Here is an 18,112-nt window from a genome sequence, read left to right as displayed (position 1 = left end):
CCGGCTCTCCGGGTAGCATATCAGATGTCGCAGCCGGCATGTGAGGATATTTCACAACTGGGGGGAGGGGCTTCATCTACCATCGGATCTCCTTCTCTAGTCGCTTGAGTCGCTGTGGGCGACAGTGCTACAATGGCGAGACACACGCGCAGGGTCCCTCGCGAACCAATATATCGGCGCGGCGCGCTGCGCCCAGAGAATCAAAGGAGATCACCATAGACGAGATTCGCACCCACGACGGCAAGCGGATGTATGCGACGGCAGCCCCGCGCACCCGCGCCGTGCTCGTCGGCGCCGAGGTGTCGAGCTTCCATAGCCCCTGGAGCGCCGAGGACTCGCTGCGCGAGCTGGAGCTGCTGGCCGAGACCGCCGGCCTTGAGGTGGTCGGCAGCCTCTACCAGAAGCTCGACCAGCCCTTCCCCAAGCACTTCATCGGCCCCGGCAAGGTCCGCGAGGTCGCCGAGCTGCGCGAGCGCACCGGCGCCGGCCTGGTCATCTTCGACGACGAGCTGAGCCCCGCGCAGACGCGCAACCTGGAGGAGGATCTGCAGGTGGGCGTGCTCGACCGCACCGCCCTGATCCTGGACATTTTCGCCCAGCACGCGCGCACCCACGAGGGCCGCCTGCAGGTGGAACTGGCCCAGTACAACTATATGCTGCCCCGCCTGCGCCGCCAGTGGTCGCACCTTGAGCGCCAGGCCGGCACCGGCGGCGGCACCTCGGCGGGCGGCGTGGTCGGCCTGCGCGGGCCCGGCGAGACGCAGCTTGAGATCGACCGCCGGCTGATCGACCAGCGCATCGCCCTGCTCAAGGAGCAGCTCGCCGACGTCCACCGCCACCGCGAGCTCTACCGCAAGCGGCGCAAGAGCAGCGGCGTGCCGGTGATCGCCCTGGTGGGCTACACCAACGCCGGCAAGAGCACCCTGCTCAACGCGCTCTCCGGCGCCAGTGTGCTGGCCGAGGATCAGCTCTTCGCCACCCTCGACCCGACCACCCGGCAGGTCACGCTGCCCGGCAACCGCGAGGTGCTGCTCACCGACACGGTCGGCTTCATCCAGAAGCTGCCCACGCAGCTGGTGGCCGCCTTCCGGGCCACCCTGGAGGAGATCAACGAGGCCGACCTGCTGCTGCACGTGGTGGACCTGACCCACCCCAACGCCCAGGAGCACGCCCAGACGGTCGAGAAGACCCTGGAGGAGCTCGGGGTGGACCGGAAGCCCACCCTGACGGTGCTGAATAAGGTCGATAAGCTCGACGGCGTCGACCCGGACGAGGTGGGCGCCCTCGCCGCCGAGATGGGCCTGCCCAGCGATGTGGTCGCCGTCTCGGCGCAGAAGGCATGGGGGCTCGACCTGCTCAGCGAGCGGATCGTGGGCGCCCTGGCCAACGCGATGGTGACGCTCGATGCGCTCATCCCCTACCAGCGCAACGACCTGGTCTCGCTCTGGCACCGCCGCGGCGTGATCGACCGGGAGGAGTATGTCGGCGAGGGCACCCACATCCACGGGCGCATCCCGCAGGCGCTGGCGTCACAGTTCATGCAGTTTGTGCGTTGATGTTGATGGGTGACGTAGGGGCGCAGCAGCGAAATCGCCCCTGTCGCTCCGCGACAGGGGCGATTTCGCTGCTGCGCTACGCCATGGCGATATGCACCCTTATGCTTGAGGTATATCTATGCGCCTAGAGAAGATCGAGATCCGCCGGATCACCCTGCCCTTCCTGTCGCCCTTCGAGACGAGCGGCTGGCGCGAGGAGGCCAACCACTCGCTGATCGTGCGCCTCTTCGCGGAGGGGGCCGAGGGCTGGGGCGAGGCCCCAGTGGGGGCCGGCCCCTGGTATAACGAGGAGACCTACGCCACCGCCTGGGTGATGCTGCGCGACATCCTGGCCCCCATGGCCCTGGGGGCCGACCTGTCCGGCCCCGAGGATGTGGACGCGCTCTTCGCGCGGGTGCGCGGCAACCGCATCACCCGCTCGGGGATCGAGTTCGCCGCGTGGGACCTCTTCGGCAAGCTGCGCGGCCAGAGCCTGAGCGCGATGCTCGGCGGCACCCGCGCCACCGTGGACGTGGGCGTGAGCGTCGGCGTGCAGCAGGATATCGCGACCCTGCTCCAGGTGGTCGGCGGCTATGTGGCGTCTGGATACCGGCGGGTCAAGCTGAAGATCAAGCCGGGCTGGGACATCGAGCCGACCCGGGCGGTGCGCGAGCGCTGGCCCGACCTGAAGCTCCAGGTGGACGCAAACAGCATCTACACGCTCGACGCGGCCGAGCACCTGGCCGAGCTCGACGCCTTCGGCCTGCTGCTGATCGAGCAGCCGCTCGGCCACGACGATATCTTCGACCACGCGAAGCTCCAGAAGCGCCTGCGCACCCCGATCTGCCTGGACGAGAGCATCGTCTCGCCGGAGCACGCGCGCTGGGCGCTGGAGATGGGCGCCTGCGGGGTGATCAACATTAAGCCTAGCCGGGTGGGCGGCCTGACTGCGGCCAAGCAGATCCACGACATGGCGCAGGCGGCGGGCGTCCCCGTCTGGTGCGGCGGCATGCTGGAGACCGGCATCGGCCGGGCGGCCAACGTGGCCCTGGCCAGCCTGTCCAACTTCACCCTGCCCGGCGACATCAGCGCGAGCGACCGCTACTTCCGGCGGGATGTCGTCTCCAACCCGTTCAGCCTCAATGCCGACAGCACCCTGAGCGTGCCGACGGCGCCCGGCGTCGGCGCCGAGGTGGATCTGGACTACCTCGACAGCATCACGGCGGAATTGCAGATCATAGAATTGTAGATTGCAGATTGCAGATTGCAGATTGCACCAATGAGCCGCTGATCAGATCACCATGAGGGATCTGATCAGCGGCTCTCTCTTTCAATCTACAATCTGCAATCTACAATCTGCAATCGCTCCTACGGCACCAGCGGCGGGGTCGGCGTGGGCGTGAAGGCGGGCACTATGCAGCTGAACCCCTGGACCAGCGCGCTCGTATCACGATCCTCCACCGCGACGGGGTAGCTGCCCGGGCGCTCATCGCCGATGCGCAGCCAGATGCGATAGCTGCCGTCGCCGCGGCTAAATCCGCCGCCGACTGGACGGCCGCCGAAGGATACGATCAGGGCGGCTGACGCATCGGCGCTGCCCTCGATGATGATCATCTCGCCGGGGACACACGAGATCGCAGAGCTGTCGAGATCTTGGCCCTCAAGGGCAGCTGTCGGTGTCGCGGTTGGCGTAGGGCTCGCGCTCTGCCGGGTGGCCGTGGGTGGGTCTGTCGGGAGCGAATCCGCTGTCGCTGCCTGGGTGAAGGTCGGCGTCATGGTGAACGTAGGTGTCGGTGTATCTGCGGGGGCTTGGTTACCGCTCGCGGGCGGAGAGGTGGGCGTCGCCGTGTAGCCGGCCCGCTCAGTCTGAAGCAAGATCGCCGTGCGTGTCTGCATGCAGTCCGCATAGGGCGGGTAGGGCGGCGCGGCCGCCGGGCCATTCGTGGGGCAGCCCGCGATGATTCGGTTAGGGTTGGTCGTCGGGACGCCCGTCTGCGCGATCGTTGTTTTCGCCTCGGCGGTCTGGGCCGCAACACAGGTGGGGTAGGCGGAGTCGCTGGGGTCAGGGCATTCGATAGCGGCGGAGACGACCGTCGCCCGCGGGCCTGCCGGCGCGCTGGTGAGGATCAGCAGCAGCGTGGCGGCGACGATAGCGATCAGGGTGATGGGCCAGAAGAGGCTGCGGTGTGACATAAGAGCGATGCCTACGCGCCGGCGAGGGCGGCGTCGATGATCTGTCGGAAGGTGTCGATGCGCTGGGCGCCCACGAGTGTGCGGTCGCCGATGACGAAGACGGGGCGAGAGCGCACACCCGCCTTTATTGCGGACTCATAGTCTGCGCGGATCGCGCCCTGGTAGGTGTGGGACTCCACGCAGGTGTCGAGGGCGCCGAGGTCGACGCCAGCCTGGGCGGCCGCCTCGGCCGCGCCGGCGCGCGTGTTGCCGTAGGCCGTCGCCTGGGCCGCGTAGAGGGCGCGGCGCATCTCCCAGAACTTGCCCTGGTCGGCGGCGCACTCTGCGTACTCGGCCAGCTGCTCCGAGCCCTCGCCGAGCTGGAGCAGGTGGCGGTACACGATCCGCACCTTACCGGATGCGACATACTGCGAGATAATCTGTGGCTCTGTTTCCATAACATGGAAAGCGCAGGACGTTCAGAAGAAGTCCGAGTACATCACCAGGGTGACGGGCGCGTCGGCGACGCCAAGAACGCGGTAGCCCTCTTCGGTCATCCCCTGCGGGATGCCGGCCAGGTCGCTGGTGGCGGGGGGCGCGGTCGGCAGAGGAGACGAGGTTGGCACCGCCTGTGCCTGCTGCCCACATGCCGAGAGCAGTAACCCAACGATGAGCAGCAGCAGCACGATGTGAGCGGGTCGCGGGGCCATCGATATCTCTCCTGGCGATGTCCAGTATCGTACGGGGCTACTCTACCATACCCAGCGGGCAACCGGCAATATGCTAGAGGTACTGCGTTGGTCGGTCTATGTGATTGCCTCTTGACAAACTAATAGTATTAGCTTATAACTAATATTATTAATATCGTACGGCAAACACAGCACGAGGAGAACCCAATGCAGCGCAATCATCATGGCGACTATATGGTGCAGCTGACCCAGCTCTGGTCGATGAACAGCTACCTGGTGCGCGAGGACGACGGGCTGACCCTGATCGACAGCGGCATGTCGGGCGCGGCCCCGGCGATCCTGGCGGCGGCGCGGGAGCTCGGCGCGCCCATCGTGCGGATCGTCCTGACCCACGCCCATATAGATCACGTCGGCTCGCTCGACGCCCTGGCGGCGGCGCTGCCCGAGGCCACGGTGGTGATCGGCGCCCGCGAGGCGCGCTTTATGGCCGGCGATATGACGCTCGACCCGGACGAGCCCCAGGCGAAGCTGGCCGGCGGCTTCCCGAAGGTCGTCACGCGGCCCGGCCGGCTGCTGAGCGACGGCGACATGGTCGGCTCGCTGTGGGCGGTGGCCGCGCCCGGCCACACCCCCGGCCAGATGGCCTTCTTCGACACGCGCGACGGCACGCTGATCGCGGGGGACTCGTTCCAGACCCTGGGCGGCGTGGCGGTGGCGGGGGTGATGCGCCCGCTCTTCCCGCTGCCGGCCATGGCGACCTGGCATCTGCCGACGGCCCTGCGGACGGCGAGGCGGCTGCGCGCCCTCGGCCCGAGCCGCATGGGCGTGGGGCACGGCCGGGTGCTGGAGTCGCCCGAGGCGGCGATGGACGCGGCGATCGCTGAGGCCGAGGCGAGGGCGAGCCGGATGGTGACCAGTGGCTCGTAAGCGCACGCTCGACTCGGCGGCGGTGGTGCGGGCCGCCGCCGAGATCGCCGACGCGGATGGGCTCGATCTGCTGACGCTAGCCCGGGTGGCCGAGCGGCTCGATGTGCGCGTGCCCTCGCTCTACAACCACGTCGACGGCCTGACTGGGCTGCGCCGCGACCTGGCCCTGGCGGGGGTGCGGGCCAGCACCGACGCCATCCGCCGGGCGACGGTGGGCGTGTCAGGCGACGCGGCGCTGCTGGCCCTGTGCCGGGCCTACCGCTCCTTCGCCCGGGCCCACCCCGGCCAGTACGCCGCCTCGGTGCGCGCCCCCGGCCCCGGCGACGCCGCGCTGGAGGAGGCCAGCGAGGAGCTGATCGGCGTCGTGCTCGCCATCCTCGCGCCCTACCAGCTCGACGCGACGGCGGCGACCCACGCCATACGCGGGCTGCGCAGCATCATCCACGGATTCGTGAGCCTGGAGATGGCCGGAGGGTTCGGCCTGCCGCTGGCGATCGACGAGAGCTTCGAGCAGCTCGTCGCGACATTTATCGCCGGGCTCGGGCGCGCGCGCTAGTCGCTATTGGCGCGCGCGCCGGCAGGTGTATCAGGCTTGTCGATCATGCCCTCGACGATCTGGATGGCGGCGGTCGCCGCGTAGCCACACCAGAAGACGATGCCAGCGAACTTCAGCGAGTCCTCGATCAGCGTCTCAAGCTCCGATATACGGACGAACTCATCCAGCGCCATCGAGAGGCCGAGGAAGCCAACCGCCATACCCAGCAGGATGTAGGGCGAGCGCAGGATGTGCCGGATGTTCAGCCCCACGTAGGACATCGCGATCAGGATATACGCCAGCATCACGGCCTTCTCCGGGATGCCCAGGTAGTCCGGCAGAAGCAGCTCATGGAACATGAAGGCGTCGTCGAAGAGCATGAGGGTGCTGAACAGCCCCGAGCCGATGGCGAAGGGGAGGAGGGGGTGGCGCAGATCGACGCGGGCGAGCAGGAGCGCCGCGAGCAGCCAGATCGCGGCCGCGGCCGACCAGACGAACAGCCCCAGGTTCGAGAGGAACCCGGTGTAGATCGGGCTGTCTGTGGAGGCGAAGATGTCGCGGGTGAGCAGCTCGGGCTCAACGTGGCGCAGCGAGATGAGCAGGATAACCGGTACGAGCCCGATCAGAACCCCGGCTCCGGTGAGCAGCATAGCGTAGCGTATTTGGCTGAGTTGGAGCCTTACGCCTTCGATAATACGCATTGGCAACTTTATTGCCACATCGCTCATAAGCACGTGATTGGCCATAGCCCCTCCTTAGATTTACCTTTATAAAAAGTAACTGTTAGCGCGAATAAGCGCTGGGTCAAGCCCCACCGGCTGGCGACTGACGTCGCGCCGGAGCGGCGCTGCGCGCCGAGCGTCGGCGCAGGCCGACGCCGGAACCGCCCGCGTCGGCAGCCGATCTCCAGCGCCGTGCCGCTGCCGGTCGTCACCGCCGGGCCGATCGGCTCCGTCGGGATGCCTGCCGCAGCCGGTGCCGGTGCTGCCGTGGCGGCCGGTGCTGCCGTGGCGGCCGGTGCTGCCGTGGCGGCTGGCGCCGCCGTGGGCGCAGGTGCCGCAGGTGCCGTCGCCATCTGCGCGCCGCCCGACATCATCCCCACGGAGAGCACCACGATCAGCGCGATCACGCCGACCGCCACTACGCCCCCGATCAGATACAGCAGCGGCGGGCCGCCCGCGCTGCCGCCGCTGAAGGCCGACCCGCCCGCGCTTTTGCCGCTTCGCCCCGCGCCCTTCGAGCTGCTAGAGCTTCCCGAGCCGCGAAAATTGCCTGAACCGCGCCAGCTCATACACGCCTCCTCGCCTGTTGAGAATCTGCCTGAGACACAATGTAACAGCTAGTTTATCACAGAATGTGACAGCCGTTGTAAATAGGACAAGAGCTGTGTCGCCGCAGGGCATGTCACTGCTGTACCAGCCGCCTGATCAGCATGTTGAAGCTGGAGAATGGCAGCGCGCCGCGGATCATCTGGCCATTGATCATGAAGTTCGGCGTCGAGTTGACGCCGAGCTTCGCGGCAGCGTCGGCCTCGTCACGCACCGCCTGCTCGGTGGCGGGGTCGTCCAGACAGCTGGCGAACGCCGTCGTGTCGAGCCCGACCCTCCCTGCCAGCTCGATCAGCGCATCGTGATCGCGCTTCGGCACGCCGCCCCACTCCACCCGGTGCGTCGAGAAGAGCGTCTCGTACATCGGCCAGAACATCTGCTGGTCGGCCGCGCAGCGCCCGGCCATCGCGGCGAGCATGGCCGAGGGGTGGATCTCGGTGAGCGGGAAGTCGCGGGCGACCAGCCGCACCACGCCGGCGTCCACAAACTGCTGGATGAGCTGCGGCCGGGCCTCATCGACGAACTGCTTGCAGAAGGGGCACTCGAAGTCGGTGAACTCATAGATCGTCACCGGGGCGCTCAGACTGCCCAGCGCGCGCGGGTCGTCGTCGAAGACCTTCAGGATGTCGGGCATCGGCGGCGGCGGGGCGGCGGTGGCGGCGGGCAGCGTCGGCAGGGTCGGTCGCCCTTCCATCGCCACGGCGGTCTGGCGCTCCTCTAGGGCCGAGAGCGGCGGCGCGGGCGGGGCGTAGGCGCCGCAGCCTGTCAGGGCGAGGGCGGCGAGGGTGAGGATGGCGCGCATGGTTCTCATAGTGGGTCCGCTCCATATACAGCGATGGGGCCGCCGCAGCTGCGGCGGCCCCATCATTATACCCCCGTGAGATCGCTACGCGTCTGCCGCAGCCGCCAGCGAGGCCGACGGCACGGCGCGCGCGCCCCCGCTGCGGGCGAAGCCCGGCACATCCGCCCGGATCACCAGCGCCACGCAGACCAGCATGCCCACCGCCTCTAGGAAGAAGACGCTGGCGTAGGCGATGGGGGCTGACCCGCTCATCAGCAGCACCAGATCGCGCACCGCCCCGCCGAGGAAGATCCCGACCCCGCGGAAGACCAGCTGCGCCACGGTCCAGAGGCCGAGGTATGCCCCGGCCCGCTTATCCGAGGTCATCGCCATCAGCAGCGAGATCGCCCCGACGGTGTAGATCCCGTAGCCGAGCCCGAACAGCAGCAGCGCCGGGATGAGCAGCGCGCGCATCTCGGCGACCGCGACGAGGGCCAGCAGGGCGAAGGGCGCGGCGGTGAGCGACAGCCCGATGATCGTCGTTCCAACCTGCTCGTGGGCCATGCGCTTGCGCGTGATCACCACCGTGCTGATCAGGCTGATCAGGATGCCGAGGCCCCAGTAGGCGTTGAAACGCGTGGTCTCCCCGGCGCCCATGCCGAAGACATCGCCGCCGAAGGGCTCGAGGACGGCATCCTGCGCGAAGGCGCTGACCGCGCCGAGGGAGAGGAAGAGGAAGAACATGCGCGTGCGCCGGTCGGCCCACATCTCGCGCAGCAGCGCGGTGAAGGGCAGCTGCTCCTGCGGGTCGTCGGCGACGATCGCCTGGCCGGGGCGCTCCTCGCCGAAGATCGAGAAGATGAAGAACCCGGCCGCGATCGCCATGCCGGTCAGCACAATCTGCCAGAAGGTGGCCTGGTCGTAGGTCGGCATCATCCGACCGTAGACGACCCCGGCGATCGGGAAGCTCACGATCAGGAAGATCTGCACGATGTTGAGGGCCATGCCGCGCTTCGCCGGCGGCGCGCTGTCGCGCACCAGGGCCAGGTAGGTGCTGCCTGAGATCAGCGTGCCCACGCCGTAGATCAGAAAGGAGAGGGTGGCCAGCACCCAGCCGAGCAGCGATCTCGGATCGGCGGCGAGCAGCACGGTGACGATGGGCAGCAGCGGCAGGGAGAGCACCATCGGGAGGCGGCCGAGCCAGATGTAGGGCAGCCGGTGCATGCCGAAGAGCGGCTTGCTATCAGAGCGGTAGCCGGCCCAGATGCTCAGGGGCGCCAGCAGATAGCGCAGGGCCGAGAGCAGGGCCACCGGCGTCGCCCAGATGTTCAGGTCGCTGATTAGCACGCGGTTGAGGACGCCGGAGGTGAGCAGGTCCACAAATGACGACCCGATGTGGAAGGTGCCGATCTTCATCGTGCGCAGGATGCTGAGGCGTGAGGCTGGTCGGTTGTCCACAGGTGTTCACCCTTCTCTTTCGGCGTAGGCTACCGCCATTTGGCAGAATATACCATCACTCCTCCGTGGGCTGGTAGCCCGCGGCTACCGCCAGATGGACCTCGTTGGCCACGCGGCTGATCCGCTTGATCAGGCGGGCGCTGGCCTCGGGGCGCAGGTGCGCCTCCTCTGGCATATCCATTGCAGCATCCACCAGGGAGTCGCGGAAGAACAGGGCCGCCTCAAGGGCGGCGGTCAGGGCCATGCCGGCCTGCCGCGCGTGGCGGGCGTAGTCGGCGCCGATCGTCCGAGCGTCGACGAGCAGCTGCTCGTCCTCGTGCGGGCTGTTGATGTAGCGCAGCACCACGCCCATGAGCTGCTGGCCGATCCGGCGCCATGCGGCCCGGTCGTCCTCAGGCAGCTGGTTCATCCAGCCTGGGCGCTCCTGGGACTGGGCGGCGCCGCCCCGGGTGACGGCCAGGGCCTTGCTGGCCCATGTGCTGCCGATCGCCGTGCCGGCCAGGGGCTGCCGCGCCGCCAGCCCCTCGATATCGGCGCGCGCGAACCGCCGGTGCCCTCCGGGGGTGATGTAGACCGGCACGGCGCCCGCGTCAGCCCATCGACGCAGGGTGGTACTATGAACCCCGAGCAGCTTGCTGGCGGCCGAGAGCGAGAGGTGGCTCACCTCATCATGGGCGTCATTCATCGTTAAATCTATGTAAATCTCTCAGTATTGCTGCGATTATAGGCAGCGCCCGCCGCGATGTCAACCACGCCCATGCCGAGATCCTCTGCCCATGATTCTCCCTAAGGTGAATGCGTGGGCCACCTCCCGTAACGCATAACAGCCTCAGACGGTACAAGAATGATAGGGAGCTGACACACACATGGGAGGGCCCTATGATCACTGCTATCCTCTTTCTCTTCCTCGGGTTCTGCGGCCTGGTCGCCCTGATCGGCGGCGCTGTCATCCTGCTGCTGTTCCGGCGACGCCCCAACTACGACAGCGTGGCCGCCCTTGAGGCCTTCGACCGCCGGGTTGTCGGCTGGGCGAGCGAGGGGCGCCTGGATGCCGCGCCGGCTGACACGGTACGCGCTCTGATCGCCGCCGACCGCGCGAAGCTCCTCGGCTGGGCTGTGCCAGCGGCAGGGGACAGGGGACAGGGGACAGGGGACAGGGAGCAGAAGGCTGTCCTCCCGGTGCCGGCCGTCGCCCCTGCCCCTGCCCCTGCGCACCCGGTTACTATCCAGCCCTCGCCTGTCGCAAGCTCGCCACAGGTGACGCCCCCGCCGCCCACGAAGAGTCTGGAGTCCGCCCCCCCAACCCCCAACCCCCAACCCCCAACCCCCAACCTGCTCAGCGCCCTGCTGGCCCTGGCCTCCCGGCGCACCCTGCTCTTCCTGGGCAGCTTCCTGCTCGCCGTCTCCGCGCTGACTCTGGTGGTCTTTAACTGGGCCAGCTTCCCGCCGATCATCCAGTTTGGGCTGCTGGCGTCCGTCGTCGGCGGCCTGTGGGCTGGCGGGGCATGGATGTCGCGCCGCCCCGACCTCGCCACCGCCGGGCGCAACCTCGAAGCCGTGGCCGGGCTGCTGCTTCCGGTGGTCTTCTTCGCCCTCACCCGCCCCGGCCTGCTCGGGCTGGCCCCGCGCGACTCCTGGCTGACGGTCTCGCTGCTGAGCCTGCCGCTCTACCTGCTGGCCGCATGGCGCACGGGGCGGGGATTCTATAGCTTCTCGGCGGCCATCGCCGGGGTCAGCGCCGCGCTCGCCGCGCAGTACGGCGTCGATGTGGCGTGGCTGGCCGCGCCGCTGATCGCGCTGCTGACCGGCTACATCGCCCTGGCCGTATGGCTGCGCCCGCGCGCGCGCGCCCTGGCCGACGGGCCGCGCTGGGTCGCCCATATCGTGCTGCCCGCGGCGACGCTGGGCGAGCTGCTCCTTGGCCTCGGCGGGCTGGCCGGCTCCCCGGCGATCTCCACGGTCCTGGGGCTGGCGGCGATCTTCTATATGGTGGCGGCCTGGCTCGACCCGCGCCCGGCCTGGGCGCTGCTGGCGGCGCTGCTGCTGCCCACAGCCGTCTGCCTCGGCATTGACGCGGCCGGCCTGCCCGACCGGCTCTGGCCGCCGGCCCTCGCGGCGCTCGCCCTGGCCTACCTGGGCGTTGGCGTCGCGCTGGAGGGCCGCAGGCTGCCGCTGGCCCGGCCGGTCATCCTGATCGCGGCGCTGCTGGCCGGCGCGGCGCTGCTGCCTACCCTGGTATACTCTGAGATCGCCCGGACCACCCTCCTGCTCCTGGTGGCGCTCGGGCTGGCAGTGGTGGCACTGGTGGAGCGCGGCAGGTTGGCCTGGGTCGGCCCGCGGCGCTACGTCATCGCCACGGCGGGCCTCGCCGGGGCGGCGCTGATCCTGCCGGAGTGGCTCTGGTCCATGCTCAGGCTGGGCGCGCTGAGCACCGGGGCGCGCGGTATGATCCTGCTGCCGCTGGCGGCGGCCTACTTCGCCGGAGCCCGCTGGTGGCCGGGCCGGGCGCGCCGCAGCTACGACACGGCACTCCAGGCCGTTGGCAGCCTGCTGGCCCTGGCCGCCGGCGCGGCCACCATGCTCGACAAGGGCACCTGGGTGGCCGGCGCGGCCCTGCTGGCCCTGGTCTGGGGGTTTCAGTCCACCCTGCGCCGGGGCAGCCTGTGGGCCGCCTTCGCCCTCGGCAGCGCCCTGCTGGCCGGCGGGCTGGCCCTGCTGCGCGCGCCCGACCTCACATTCGCCTGGTGGGTCTGGGCCGGGGTGATCTACGCGGCCGGCTACTCCCTCGGCGGCAGCCTGCTGCGCCATAGCGATCTGCGCTACTGGACGACGCCGGCGCTCGGCTGGGCCTTCGTTGCGGGCGCGCTCGCCCTGAGCCTCGACGTGTCCTCTGTCGCCCTCGCGGGCGGCGCGGGCATGTCGGAGAGCCTGGCGATCCTGGCGCTGGCTGGCACCCTGGCCCTGCTGACCTGGATCTGGAGGCGGGGCTGGCTGGGCTACCCGGCGGCGGCCCTGCTGGTGGCCGGCCTGATGCTGGCCGCCCAGCGCGGCTTCTACACTGGCTGGTCGCCGGCGGCGGGCGACCTGGCGCTGGCTGCGTGCGCGCTGTCCGCCGCCCTCGGGCTGCTGGGCCAGGGGCTGCGCGCCCGCGCCGCCCGCGCCTATGCGCTGCCCTATGAGCAGCTCGGCCTGGCCCTGCTCAGCGTCGCCCCGCTGCTCGCCGGCGGCGACCCGGCGCACCTCACGCTGACATGGATGGCCATGGCCGGCCTCTACGGCCTGGCGAGCTGGCGTCACCGGCTGCCCTGGCTGCTGGCCGCCGCCTGGCTCTCGCTAGATCTGGGCCTGCTCCACGGCAGCGCCTGGCTGTTCACACGGCGGCGGCCATCGGCGGGGCGGGCGCCCTGCTGATCGCCGCCGGCAGCGACGCCTACCTGGCGGGCGTGGCCCTTGGACTGGCCGCCACCCTCGGCGTGGTGGCGACCGGCGAGGTGAGTGCGCTTGCCACCTGGGGCGCCCCGGCGCTGCTCGCCCTCGGCATGGCATGCCTGCACCGCGCCCTCGGGCTCACGGCGATGCCGAGCCTGGCCTGGGGCGTGGGCGAGGCGCTGGCGATCTATGGCCTGGGCTGGGCGATCTCCAGCCGGCCCGGGCCGCGCTGGCAGATCTGGCGCGACCCGCTGCGGGCGCTGCCGACCGGCGCCGGGCTGATCGCTGGCCTGGGGCTCGTCGTCCTGGCCGCGAGCGGGGGCAGCTACGGCTACCTTGCCCTCGGGCTGGCGGGGATCGGTCTGCTGCTGGCCCTGGTCGCCCGCCGCGAGCGGTGGCCCTGGCTCTCCACGGCGGCCCTGGCCAGCGCCGATCTGGCCGCCCTCTCCCTGGCCCTCTGGCGGCTCCCCGCGCTGACCGGCCCGCAGCTCGCGCCGATCATGCTAGTCGCGGCGGCAATGCAGGCCGGCGCGGCGATCTGGCTGCGCCGGCAGGTGGCAGGTGGCAGGTGGCAGGCGGCGGCGCTCCCGGTCTACGCGGCGGCGGGGATCAGCGGCGCGCTCGCGCTCGCCCTGGCCTGGGGCGAGCGGCCCTCGGTGGTGGTCGCCGCCCTGACTCTGGCGATCATCGCCGGCGCGGCGGCATGGCTCGAGCGGCGCGAGGAGGTGTCCTGGCTGACCGTCGGGCTGGCCGGCCTGGCCGCCGCGCTGCTCCCGGGGGCGCTCGGATCCCAAGGGGCGTGGCCTGCGGCATGGGCGATCATCGAGATGCTGGGCATCGTGATCATCGGCTGGGGGCTGGAGCGGGCGAACGGCGCGCACTGGCGCAGGCCGAGCAGCCTCGGCCCGCTCGGCCTCTCCCTGCTCGCCGCCGCCGCGCTGGCGGCCGATCTGCCGCTCGCCGGCGACCTGCCGGCGCTCGCCTTCGCCCTGGCCAGCCTGGGCCTGCTGCTCGCCACCCTGGCCGTGCGCCTGCGCCAGATCGGCTTCGGCTACGCCGCCGGGGCGGCCCTGGTGGCCGCCGGCATGTGCCAGCTGGCCGACTGGGGCGTGCGCGAGCTCCAGGGCTACGTGCTGCCGGCCGGCATCTACCTGCTGGCCCTGGCCGCCGGGCTGCGCCGCTTCCAGGGGCGGCGCACGGTCTCGCAGGTGATCGAGGCCGGGGCGGCGATGCTCATGCTCGGCACCACCCTCGGCCAGTCCATCCAGGCCGGCGGGGTCTGGCACGAGCTGCTGCTCTGCGGCGAGTCTCTGGCGGTGGTGGGCTACGGCGTGCTGCTGCGCCTGCGCGTGCCCTTCCTCTCGGGCGTGGGCTTCTTCGTGGCCGGGGTGCTCTGGATGGTGGTGGACAACGTCCAGCTCACGAACCAGTGGGTGCTCTTCGGCGTCGTGGGCGGGCTGATGATCGCCGCCTACGTGCTGCTGGAGCGCTACCAGGAGCGGCTGCTGCGCGCCGGGCGGGCCTGGGCGAGCGAGCTGCGGGCGTGGGGGTAAGGGCGCAGCAGCGCCGCGCTGCTGCGCCCTTACCTTTAGCCTAGCCGGCCAACCTCCTGCTGGAGGATGCGCCGGGCGACGGCGAGGGACGTGGCGTAGGTGGGGTCCATGCCGAAGTAGGAGAGGTTGCGCGAGCCGAGGTTCATGCCCTTGCTGTAGGGCGTATCCGAGGCGTAGTGCAGGAAGCCGATGTCGAAGGGCGGGCGCAGCAGGCTGATCGTCTGGCCCTGGGGGTAGCGCTCGGCCACGCTCTGCTCGTAGATCGCGTTCAGGTAGGGGCCGGCCTCCATCTCCAGGTCGGTGAAGAAGTCGCGGTAGAGCGCGTCGAGGAAGGCCTCGTTCTGGAGGAAGGTCCCGCGCGAGGTGACGGCCTTCTGGTTGTCGAGGACGCTGCCGTGGGCCAGGTAGGGCTCGACGTCGGCGGCGCTGAAGGCCGGCACGAAGCTGTAGCGGTTGGCGGTGTGCTCGTCGTAGACCATGTCGGGGATGAGCACATCGCCGATCTTACCGTTGAGCGTGGCGGCCTTGCCGATCACATAGACGCCGCGCACCTCGCTGACGCTGCGGGCCACCAGCTTGAGGATCTGGTAGGCGGACAGCCCCAGCGGGTAGTCGATATTCAGCAGCAGCGCGTCGCTGCGGCGCAGCTCCTCGCAGCCGGCCACGCGGATGCGCGGGTCGAGCAGGGCCGGGTCGAGCCGGCTCAGCTCGATCACCTGGGCGTCCACATCGACGTAGAAGCGCGAGGGGATGCGGTGGATGCCCAGGGCGGCCTCGGCCTCGGCCCGGCGGGCGAAGTAGGGCGCGCTGCTCGGGTCGGCCTGGTACTTCTTCTGCACGTAGTAGAGGAAGTTCTCAAGCGACGATGGCACCTGCTCATCGACGATCTTATGGTACTCGGCGAGCAGCCCGGCGTGCTCGTCGCGGCGGATGTGGCCGAGCAGCTCCTCGCTGTTACGCAGGGCGAAGCCCGAGAGCAGGTTGATCAGGCTGTGGGTGTTGCTGGAGACGAAGTAGAGCGGCCGCTCGCGCAGGTTCAGCCCCGGCAGCGACTCCTCGATGTGGATCCACCAGCGCAGCACGGCCCGCTCGTAGTCGATCAGCGAGCCGCCCAGCATGCGGGCGGCGAAGCGCTTCTTGCGCTGGGCGATCATGCCGAGCCGCTCGGCGGTCTCCTCGCCCCAGATCGTGCGCAGCTTTGCCACGTCCGCGACCGCGAGGCCGAGGGCCTGGGCCAGCACCCCCTCGTCATCCAGAGACGACAGCTGCGCGGCCTGCGGCCCGCTCAGCAGGTCGTGGATCTTGTTCCACTCCAGCTGGAAGGCCACCAGCATCGGGATGATGTCGTCGAGATCCGAGGGGCTCGCGATCAGCACGGCCAGGGTCTCCCGGCCATCGAAGAACATCTTGCGCCGGCGGCCGGGCGCGCTCACCGGCTGCCAGTCCGTCACCGCGCCGTAGCCGTGGCGGGCGAAGACCTCGTGGGACTGGCCGAGCAGCACGAGCCGCACCCGGTCGATGCAGGCCGGCAGGCGCAGCGAGGTGTAGGTCAGGGCCGAGAGGTCGGGCCGCTCGTCGCGGGCGCCGTGGTGCAGGCTCGGCTCGGACGAGGCGAACGGCTCGATCAGCGCCTGGATCTGGATCTCGCCGGTGCTGCGCAGCAGCGAGTGGTAGGTGCGGTGGAACAGGTCGAGCGGCGCGCGGACGGCGCGGTCTTCGATGTGCATCAGCTACCTCGTGAGTCGGCGACCTGGGCGATGGCGCGGGCGTACTGGTCGACCAGATCCTGGGGCCTTGTCACCTGGAGCGCGAGATCTTGGAGCAGCCCGTCGGCAAGATCGTAGATCAGGCCGTGGACGGCGATCTCCTGGCCCTGCGCCCATGCCTGCTGCATCACGGTTGTCTGGCAGACGTTCACCACCTGCTCGATCACGTTGAGCGTGCAGAGCTGGTGGAGTTGCTCATCGAGGCTTTCGCAGGCGTCGATGATCGCCGCGTGCTTGTGGCGCACGTCCTGCACGTGGCGCAGCCAGTTGTCTACCAGTCCGACATGAGTGTTGGCGAGGGCCTCATGGACGCCTCCGCAGCCATGGTGCCCGCAGACGATGACGTGGCGCACCTTTAGCACGGCGACGGCATAGTGGAGCACCGATAGGAAGTTCAGGTCGGAGTGAACCACCACGTTGGCGACGTTGCGGTGGACGAACATGTCGCCCGGCAGCATGCCGACGAGCTGGGTGGATGGGACGCGGCTGTCGGAGCAGCCGATCCAGAAGTAGTCTGGGCTCTGCTGGTTGATGAGCCGCTGGAAGAAATCGGGGTCCTCGGCGGTCATCGCGGCGGCCCAGGCCCGGTTTCCATTGAGGAGTGGTGTCAGATCATCCATAATGCGCCATATGGTACCACGACCCGGCGGGGGTGCGGGGGGCGGCTGTGCCGCCCGGCAGTATTTTGTATGGGGGTTGGGCGGCGCAGCTGCCACGCGCATCAAGGTAAGCCCCGGCCACCGCAAAATTTCTTGTTGTTTTGGCCACAATGGCCAGCGAAGCTGGCCATTGTGGCCAAAACAACGAGGGTTTTTCGGGCGGCAGCCCTAACGTTGGCGGCATGTTGGGGCGTAGGGTATAATAGAAAAGATTTTCCCACCGCAGAGGCGCGCATGGCTTCCCAATCACTCTATCGCAAGTGGCGATCACAGACATTCGACGAGCTCATCGGCCAGGAGCACGTCGTGCAGACTCTGCGCAACGCGATCATTGAGGAGCGGGTCGCCCACGCCTACCTCTTCACTGGCCCGCGCGGCGTCGGCAAGACGAGCATGGCGCGCCTGCTGGCCAAGGCCGTCAACTGCACCGACCCGGACCCGGCGGCGCGGCCCTGCGGGCGCTGCTTCGCCTGCACCTCGATCGCCGAGGGCCGCGCCGTGGATGTGATCGAGATGGACGCGGCCTCGCACACCTCGGTGGACGACGCCCGCGAGATCATCGAGCGCGTGCAGTTCCGCCCGGCCGAGATGCGCGCGAAGGTCTATGTGATCGACGAGGTCCATATGCTCTCCACGGCGGCGTTCAACGCGCTGCTGAAGACCCTGGAGGAGCCGCCGGACCACGCGATCTTCATCCTGGCGACCACCGAGGCGCACAAGATCCCGGCGACGATCCTCTCGCGCTGCCAGCGCTTCACCTTCACCCGGCACAGCGTGGCCGCGACCAGCTCCCACCTGCGCGAGATCGCGTCCGCCGAGGGCCTGGAGCTCGACGCGGGCGCCCCCGAGGCGATCGCCCGCGCCGCAACCGGCAGCATGCGCGACGCGCTCGGCGTCCTGGAGCAGCTGGCGTCGTTTGGGCAGGGCGCGATTACGCTGGAGCAGGTACACAGCCTGCTGGGGATGACCGCCGCCGCCGAGGTTAACGCCCTGATCGAGGCGCTGCTCGATGTCGACGTCGGGGCCGCACTGCGCGCCGTCAACGGCGTGGCCGACCAGGGCGCCGATATCCGCCAGTTCACCCGCGACCTGGTGGAGCGCCTGCGCTCCCTGATGCTCTTTCGCGCCACGGGCGACCGGGGCATGCTCGATGTCGGCGAGGACGAGCTGCTGACCATCGAGGGCTGGGCGAGCCGCGCTGACACCGCGGCCCTGGTCGAGTGGATCAAGCTCTTCAGCGGGCTCGACTTCCAGCTGCGCACGACGCCCTACGGCCACCT

Annotated in this window: 16 protein-coding genes; 7 read left to right on the top strand and 9 right to left on the bottom strand. The window is 69.5% G+C overall.

The window, feature by feature from the left end; genetic code table 11:
* Positions 1 to 248 precede the first annotated feature (248 nt).
* Both hflX and menC read left to right on the top strand, forming a co-directional pair.
* Positions 249 to 1,556 (top strand): GTPase HflX, encoded by a 1,308-nt coding sequence (hflX, locus tag K2Z83_RS17325; RefSeq protein ID WP_220596443.1) that lies wholly within the window; start codon positions 249 to 251, stop codon positions 1,554 to 1,556.
* A gap of 118 nt (positions 1,557 to 1,674) precedes the next feature.
* Positions 1,675 to 2,784 (top strand): o-succinylbenzoate synthase, encoded by a 1,110-nt coding sequence (gene menC, locus K2Z83_RS17320; RefSeq protein ID WP_220596442.1) that lies wholly within the window; start codon positions 1,675 to 1,677, stop codon positions 2,782 to 2,784.
* Positions 2,785 to 2,903: 119 nt separating this feature from the next.
* Here menC and K2Z83_RS17315 read toward each other — a convergent pair whose 3' ends face one another.
* Both K2Z83_RS17315 and K2Z83_RS29615 read right to left on the bottom strand, forming a co-directional pair.
* Positions 2,904 to 3,728 carry a hypothetical protein gene (locus K2Z83_RS17315; RefSeq protein WP_220596441.1) on the bottom strand — a complete coding sequence of 275 codons (825 nt, stop codon included), beginning with the start codon at positions 3,726 to 3,728 and terminating at the stop codon, positions 2,904 to 2,906.
* A gap of 11 nt (positions 3,729 to 3,739) precedes the next feature.
* Positions 3,740 to 4,417: an Rcas_1661 family thioredoxin-like (seleno)lipoprotein gene (locus K2Z83_RS29615; protein WP_220596440.1), complete on the bottom strand. Its 678-nt coding sequence runs from the start codon at positions 4,415 to 4,417 to the stop codon at positions 3,740 to 3,742.
* Positions 4,418 to 4,603: 186 nt separating this feature from the next.
* Between K2Z83_RS29615 and K2Z83_RS17305 the strand changes: the two genes are divergently transcribed.
* A complete protein-coding gene (locus K2Z83_RS17305) occupies positions 4,604 to 5,323 on the top strand; it encodes an MBL fold metallo-hydrolase (RefSeq protein ID WP_220596439.1) in 720 nt (239 codons plus the stop codon).
* Positions 5,313 to 5,879 carry a TetR-like C-terminal domain-containing protein gene (locus tag K2Z83_RS30005; RefSeq protein WP_220596438.1) on the top strand — a complete coding sequence of 189 codons (567 nt, stop codon included), beginning with the start codon at positions 5,313 to 5,315 and terminating at the stop codon, positions 5,877 to 5,879. The genes K2Z83_RS17305 and K2Z83_RS30005 overlap by 11 nt, the downstream gene beginning before the upstream one ends.
* Here the strand turns inward: K2Z83_RS30005 and K2Z83_RS17295 are convergent.
* The 5 genes from K2Z83_RS17295 to K2Z83_RS17275 all read right to left on the bottom strand — a co-directional run bounded on the left by K2Z83_RS17295 (position 5,876) and on the right by K2Z83_RS17275 (position 10,110).
* A complete protein-coding gene (locus K2Z83_RS17295) occupies positions 5,876 to 6,559 on the bottom strand; it encodes a hypothetical protein (RefSeq protein ID WP_220596437.1) in 684 nt (227 codons plus the stop codon). The two genes, K2Z83_RS30005 and K2Z83_RS17295, sit on opposite strands and share 4 nt — an antisense overlap.
* Before the next feature lie 23 nt (positions 6,560 to 6,582).
* Complete coding sequence (locus K2Z83_RS17290; protein ID WP_220596436.1) at positions 6,583 to 7,149, bottom strand: hypothetical protein; 567 nt, start codon at positions 7,147 to 7,149, stop codon at positions 6,583 to 6,585.
* A gap of 113 nt (positions 7,150 to 7,262) precedes the next feature.
* Positions 7,263 to 7,997: a DsbA family protein gene (locus tag K2Z83_RS17285; RefSeq protein ID WP_220596435.1), complete on the bottom strand. Its 735-nt coding sequence runs from the start codon at positions 7,995 to 7,997 to the stop codon at positions 7,263 to 7,265.
* A gap of 75 nt (positions 7,998 to 8,072) precedes the next feature.
* Positions 8,073 to 9,425 carry a BCD family MFS transporter gene (locus K2Z83_RS17280; RefSeq protein WP_370650196.1) on the bottom strand — a complete coding sequence of 451 codons (1,353 nt, stop codon included), beginning with the start codon at positions 9,423 to 9,425 and terminating at the stop codon, positions 8,073 to 8,075.
* A 55-nt stretch (positions 9,426 to 9,480) separates the two neighbouring features.
* Positions 9,481 to 10,110 (bottom strand): helix-turn-helix domain-containing protein, encoded by a 630-nt coding sequence (locus K2Z83_RS17275; protein WP_220596434.1) that lies wholly within the window; start codon positions 10,108 to 10,110, stop codon positions 9,481 to 9,483.
* A gap of 194 nt (positions 10,111 to 10,304) precedes the next feature.
* Between K2Z83_RS17275 and K2Z83_RS17270 the strand changes: the two genes are divergently transcribed.
* Positions 10,305 to 12,836, top strand: coding sequence for a DUF2157 domain-containing protein (locus K2Z83_RS17270; protein ID WP_220596433.1), 2,532 nt, complete (start codon positions 10,305 to 10,307; stop codon positions 12,834 to 12,836).
* Between the two features lie 32 nt (positions 12,837 to 12,868).
* Positions 12,869 to 14,407 carry an SCO7613 C-terminal domain-containing membrane protein gene (locus K2Z83_RS17265; protein ID WP_220596432.1) on the top strand — a complete coding sequence of 513 codons (1,539 nt, stop codon included), beginning with the start codon at positions 12,869 to 12,871 and terminating at the stop codon, positions 14,405 to 14,407.
* Positions 14,408 to 14,442: 35 nt separating this feature from the next.
* Here K2Z83_RS17265 and K2Z83_RS17260 read toward each other — a convergent pair whose 3' ends face one another.
* Positions 14,443 to 16,134: a hypothetical protein gene (locus K2Z83_RS17260; protein ID WP_220596431.1), complete on the bottom strand. Its 1,692-nt coding sequence runs from the start codon at positions 16,132 to 16,134 to the stop codon at positions 14,443 to 14,445.
* Positions 16,134 to 16,793: a carbonate dehydratase gene (gene can / locus K2Z83_RS17255; protein WP_220596430.1), complete on the bottom strand. Its 660-nt coding sequence runs from the start codon at positions 16,791 to 16,793 to the stop codon at positions 16,134 to 16,136. The genes K2Z83_RS17260 and can overlap by 1 nt, the downstream gene beginning before the upstream one ends.
* A gap of 273 nt (positions 16,794 to 17,066) precedes the next feature.
* Here can and dnaX point away from each other — a divergent pair.
* Positions 17,067 to 18,112, top strand: a 1,046-nt coding sequence (gene dnaX / locus K2Z83_RS17250; protein WP_220596456.1) for a DNA polymerase III subunit gamma/tau, incomplete at its 3' end; no start/stop codon positions are given.

It is taken from the genome of Oscillochloris sp. ZM17-4 (assembly GCF_019599295.1).
Taxonomy (GTDB): domain Bacteria; phylum Chloroflexota; class Chloroflexia; order Chloroflexales; family Chloroflexaceae; genus Oscillochloris.
The sequence above is the reverse complement of the archived record's forward strand: the minus strand, read 5'-3'. Positions and strand labels throughout refer to the sequence as shown.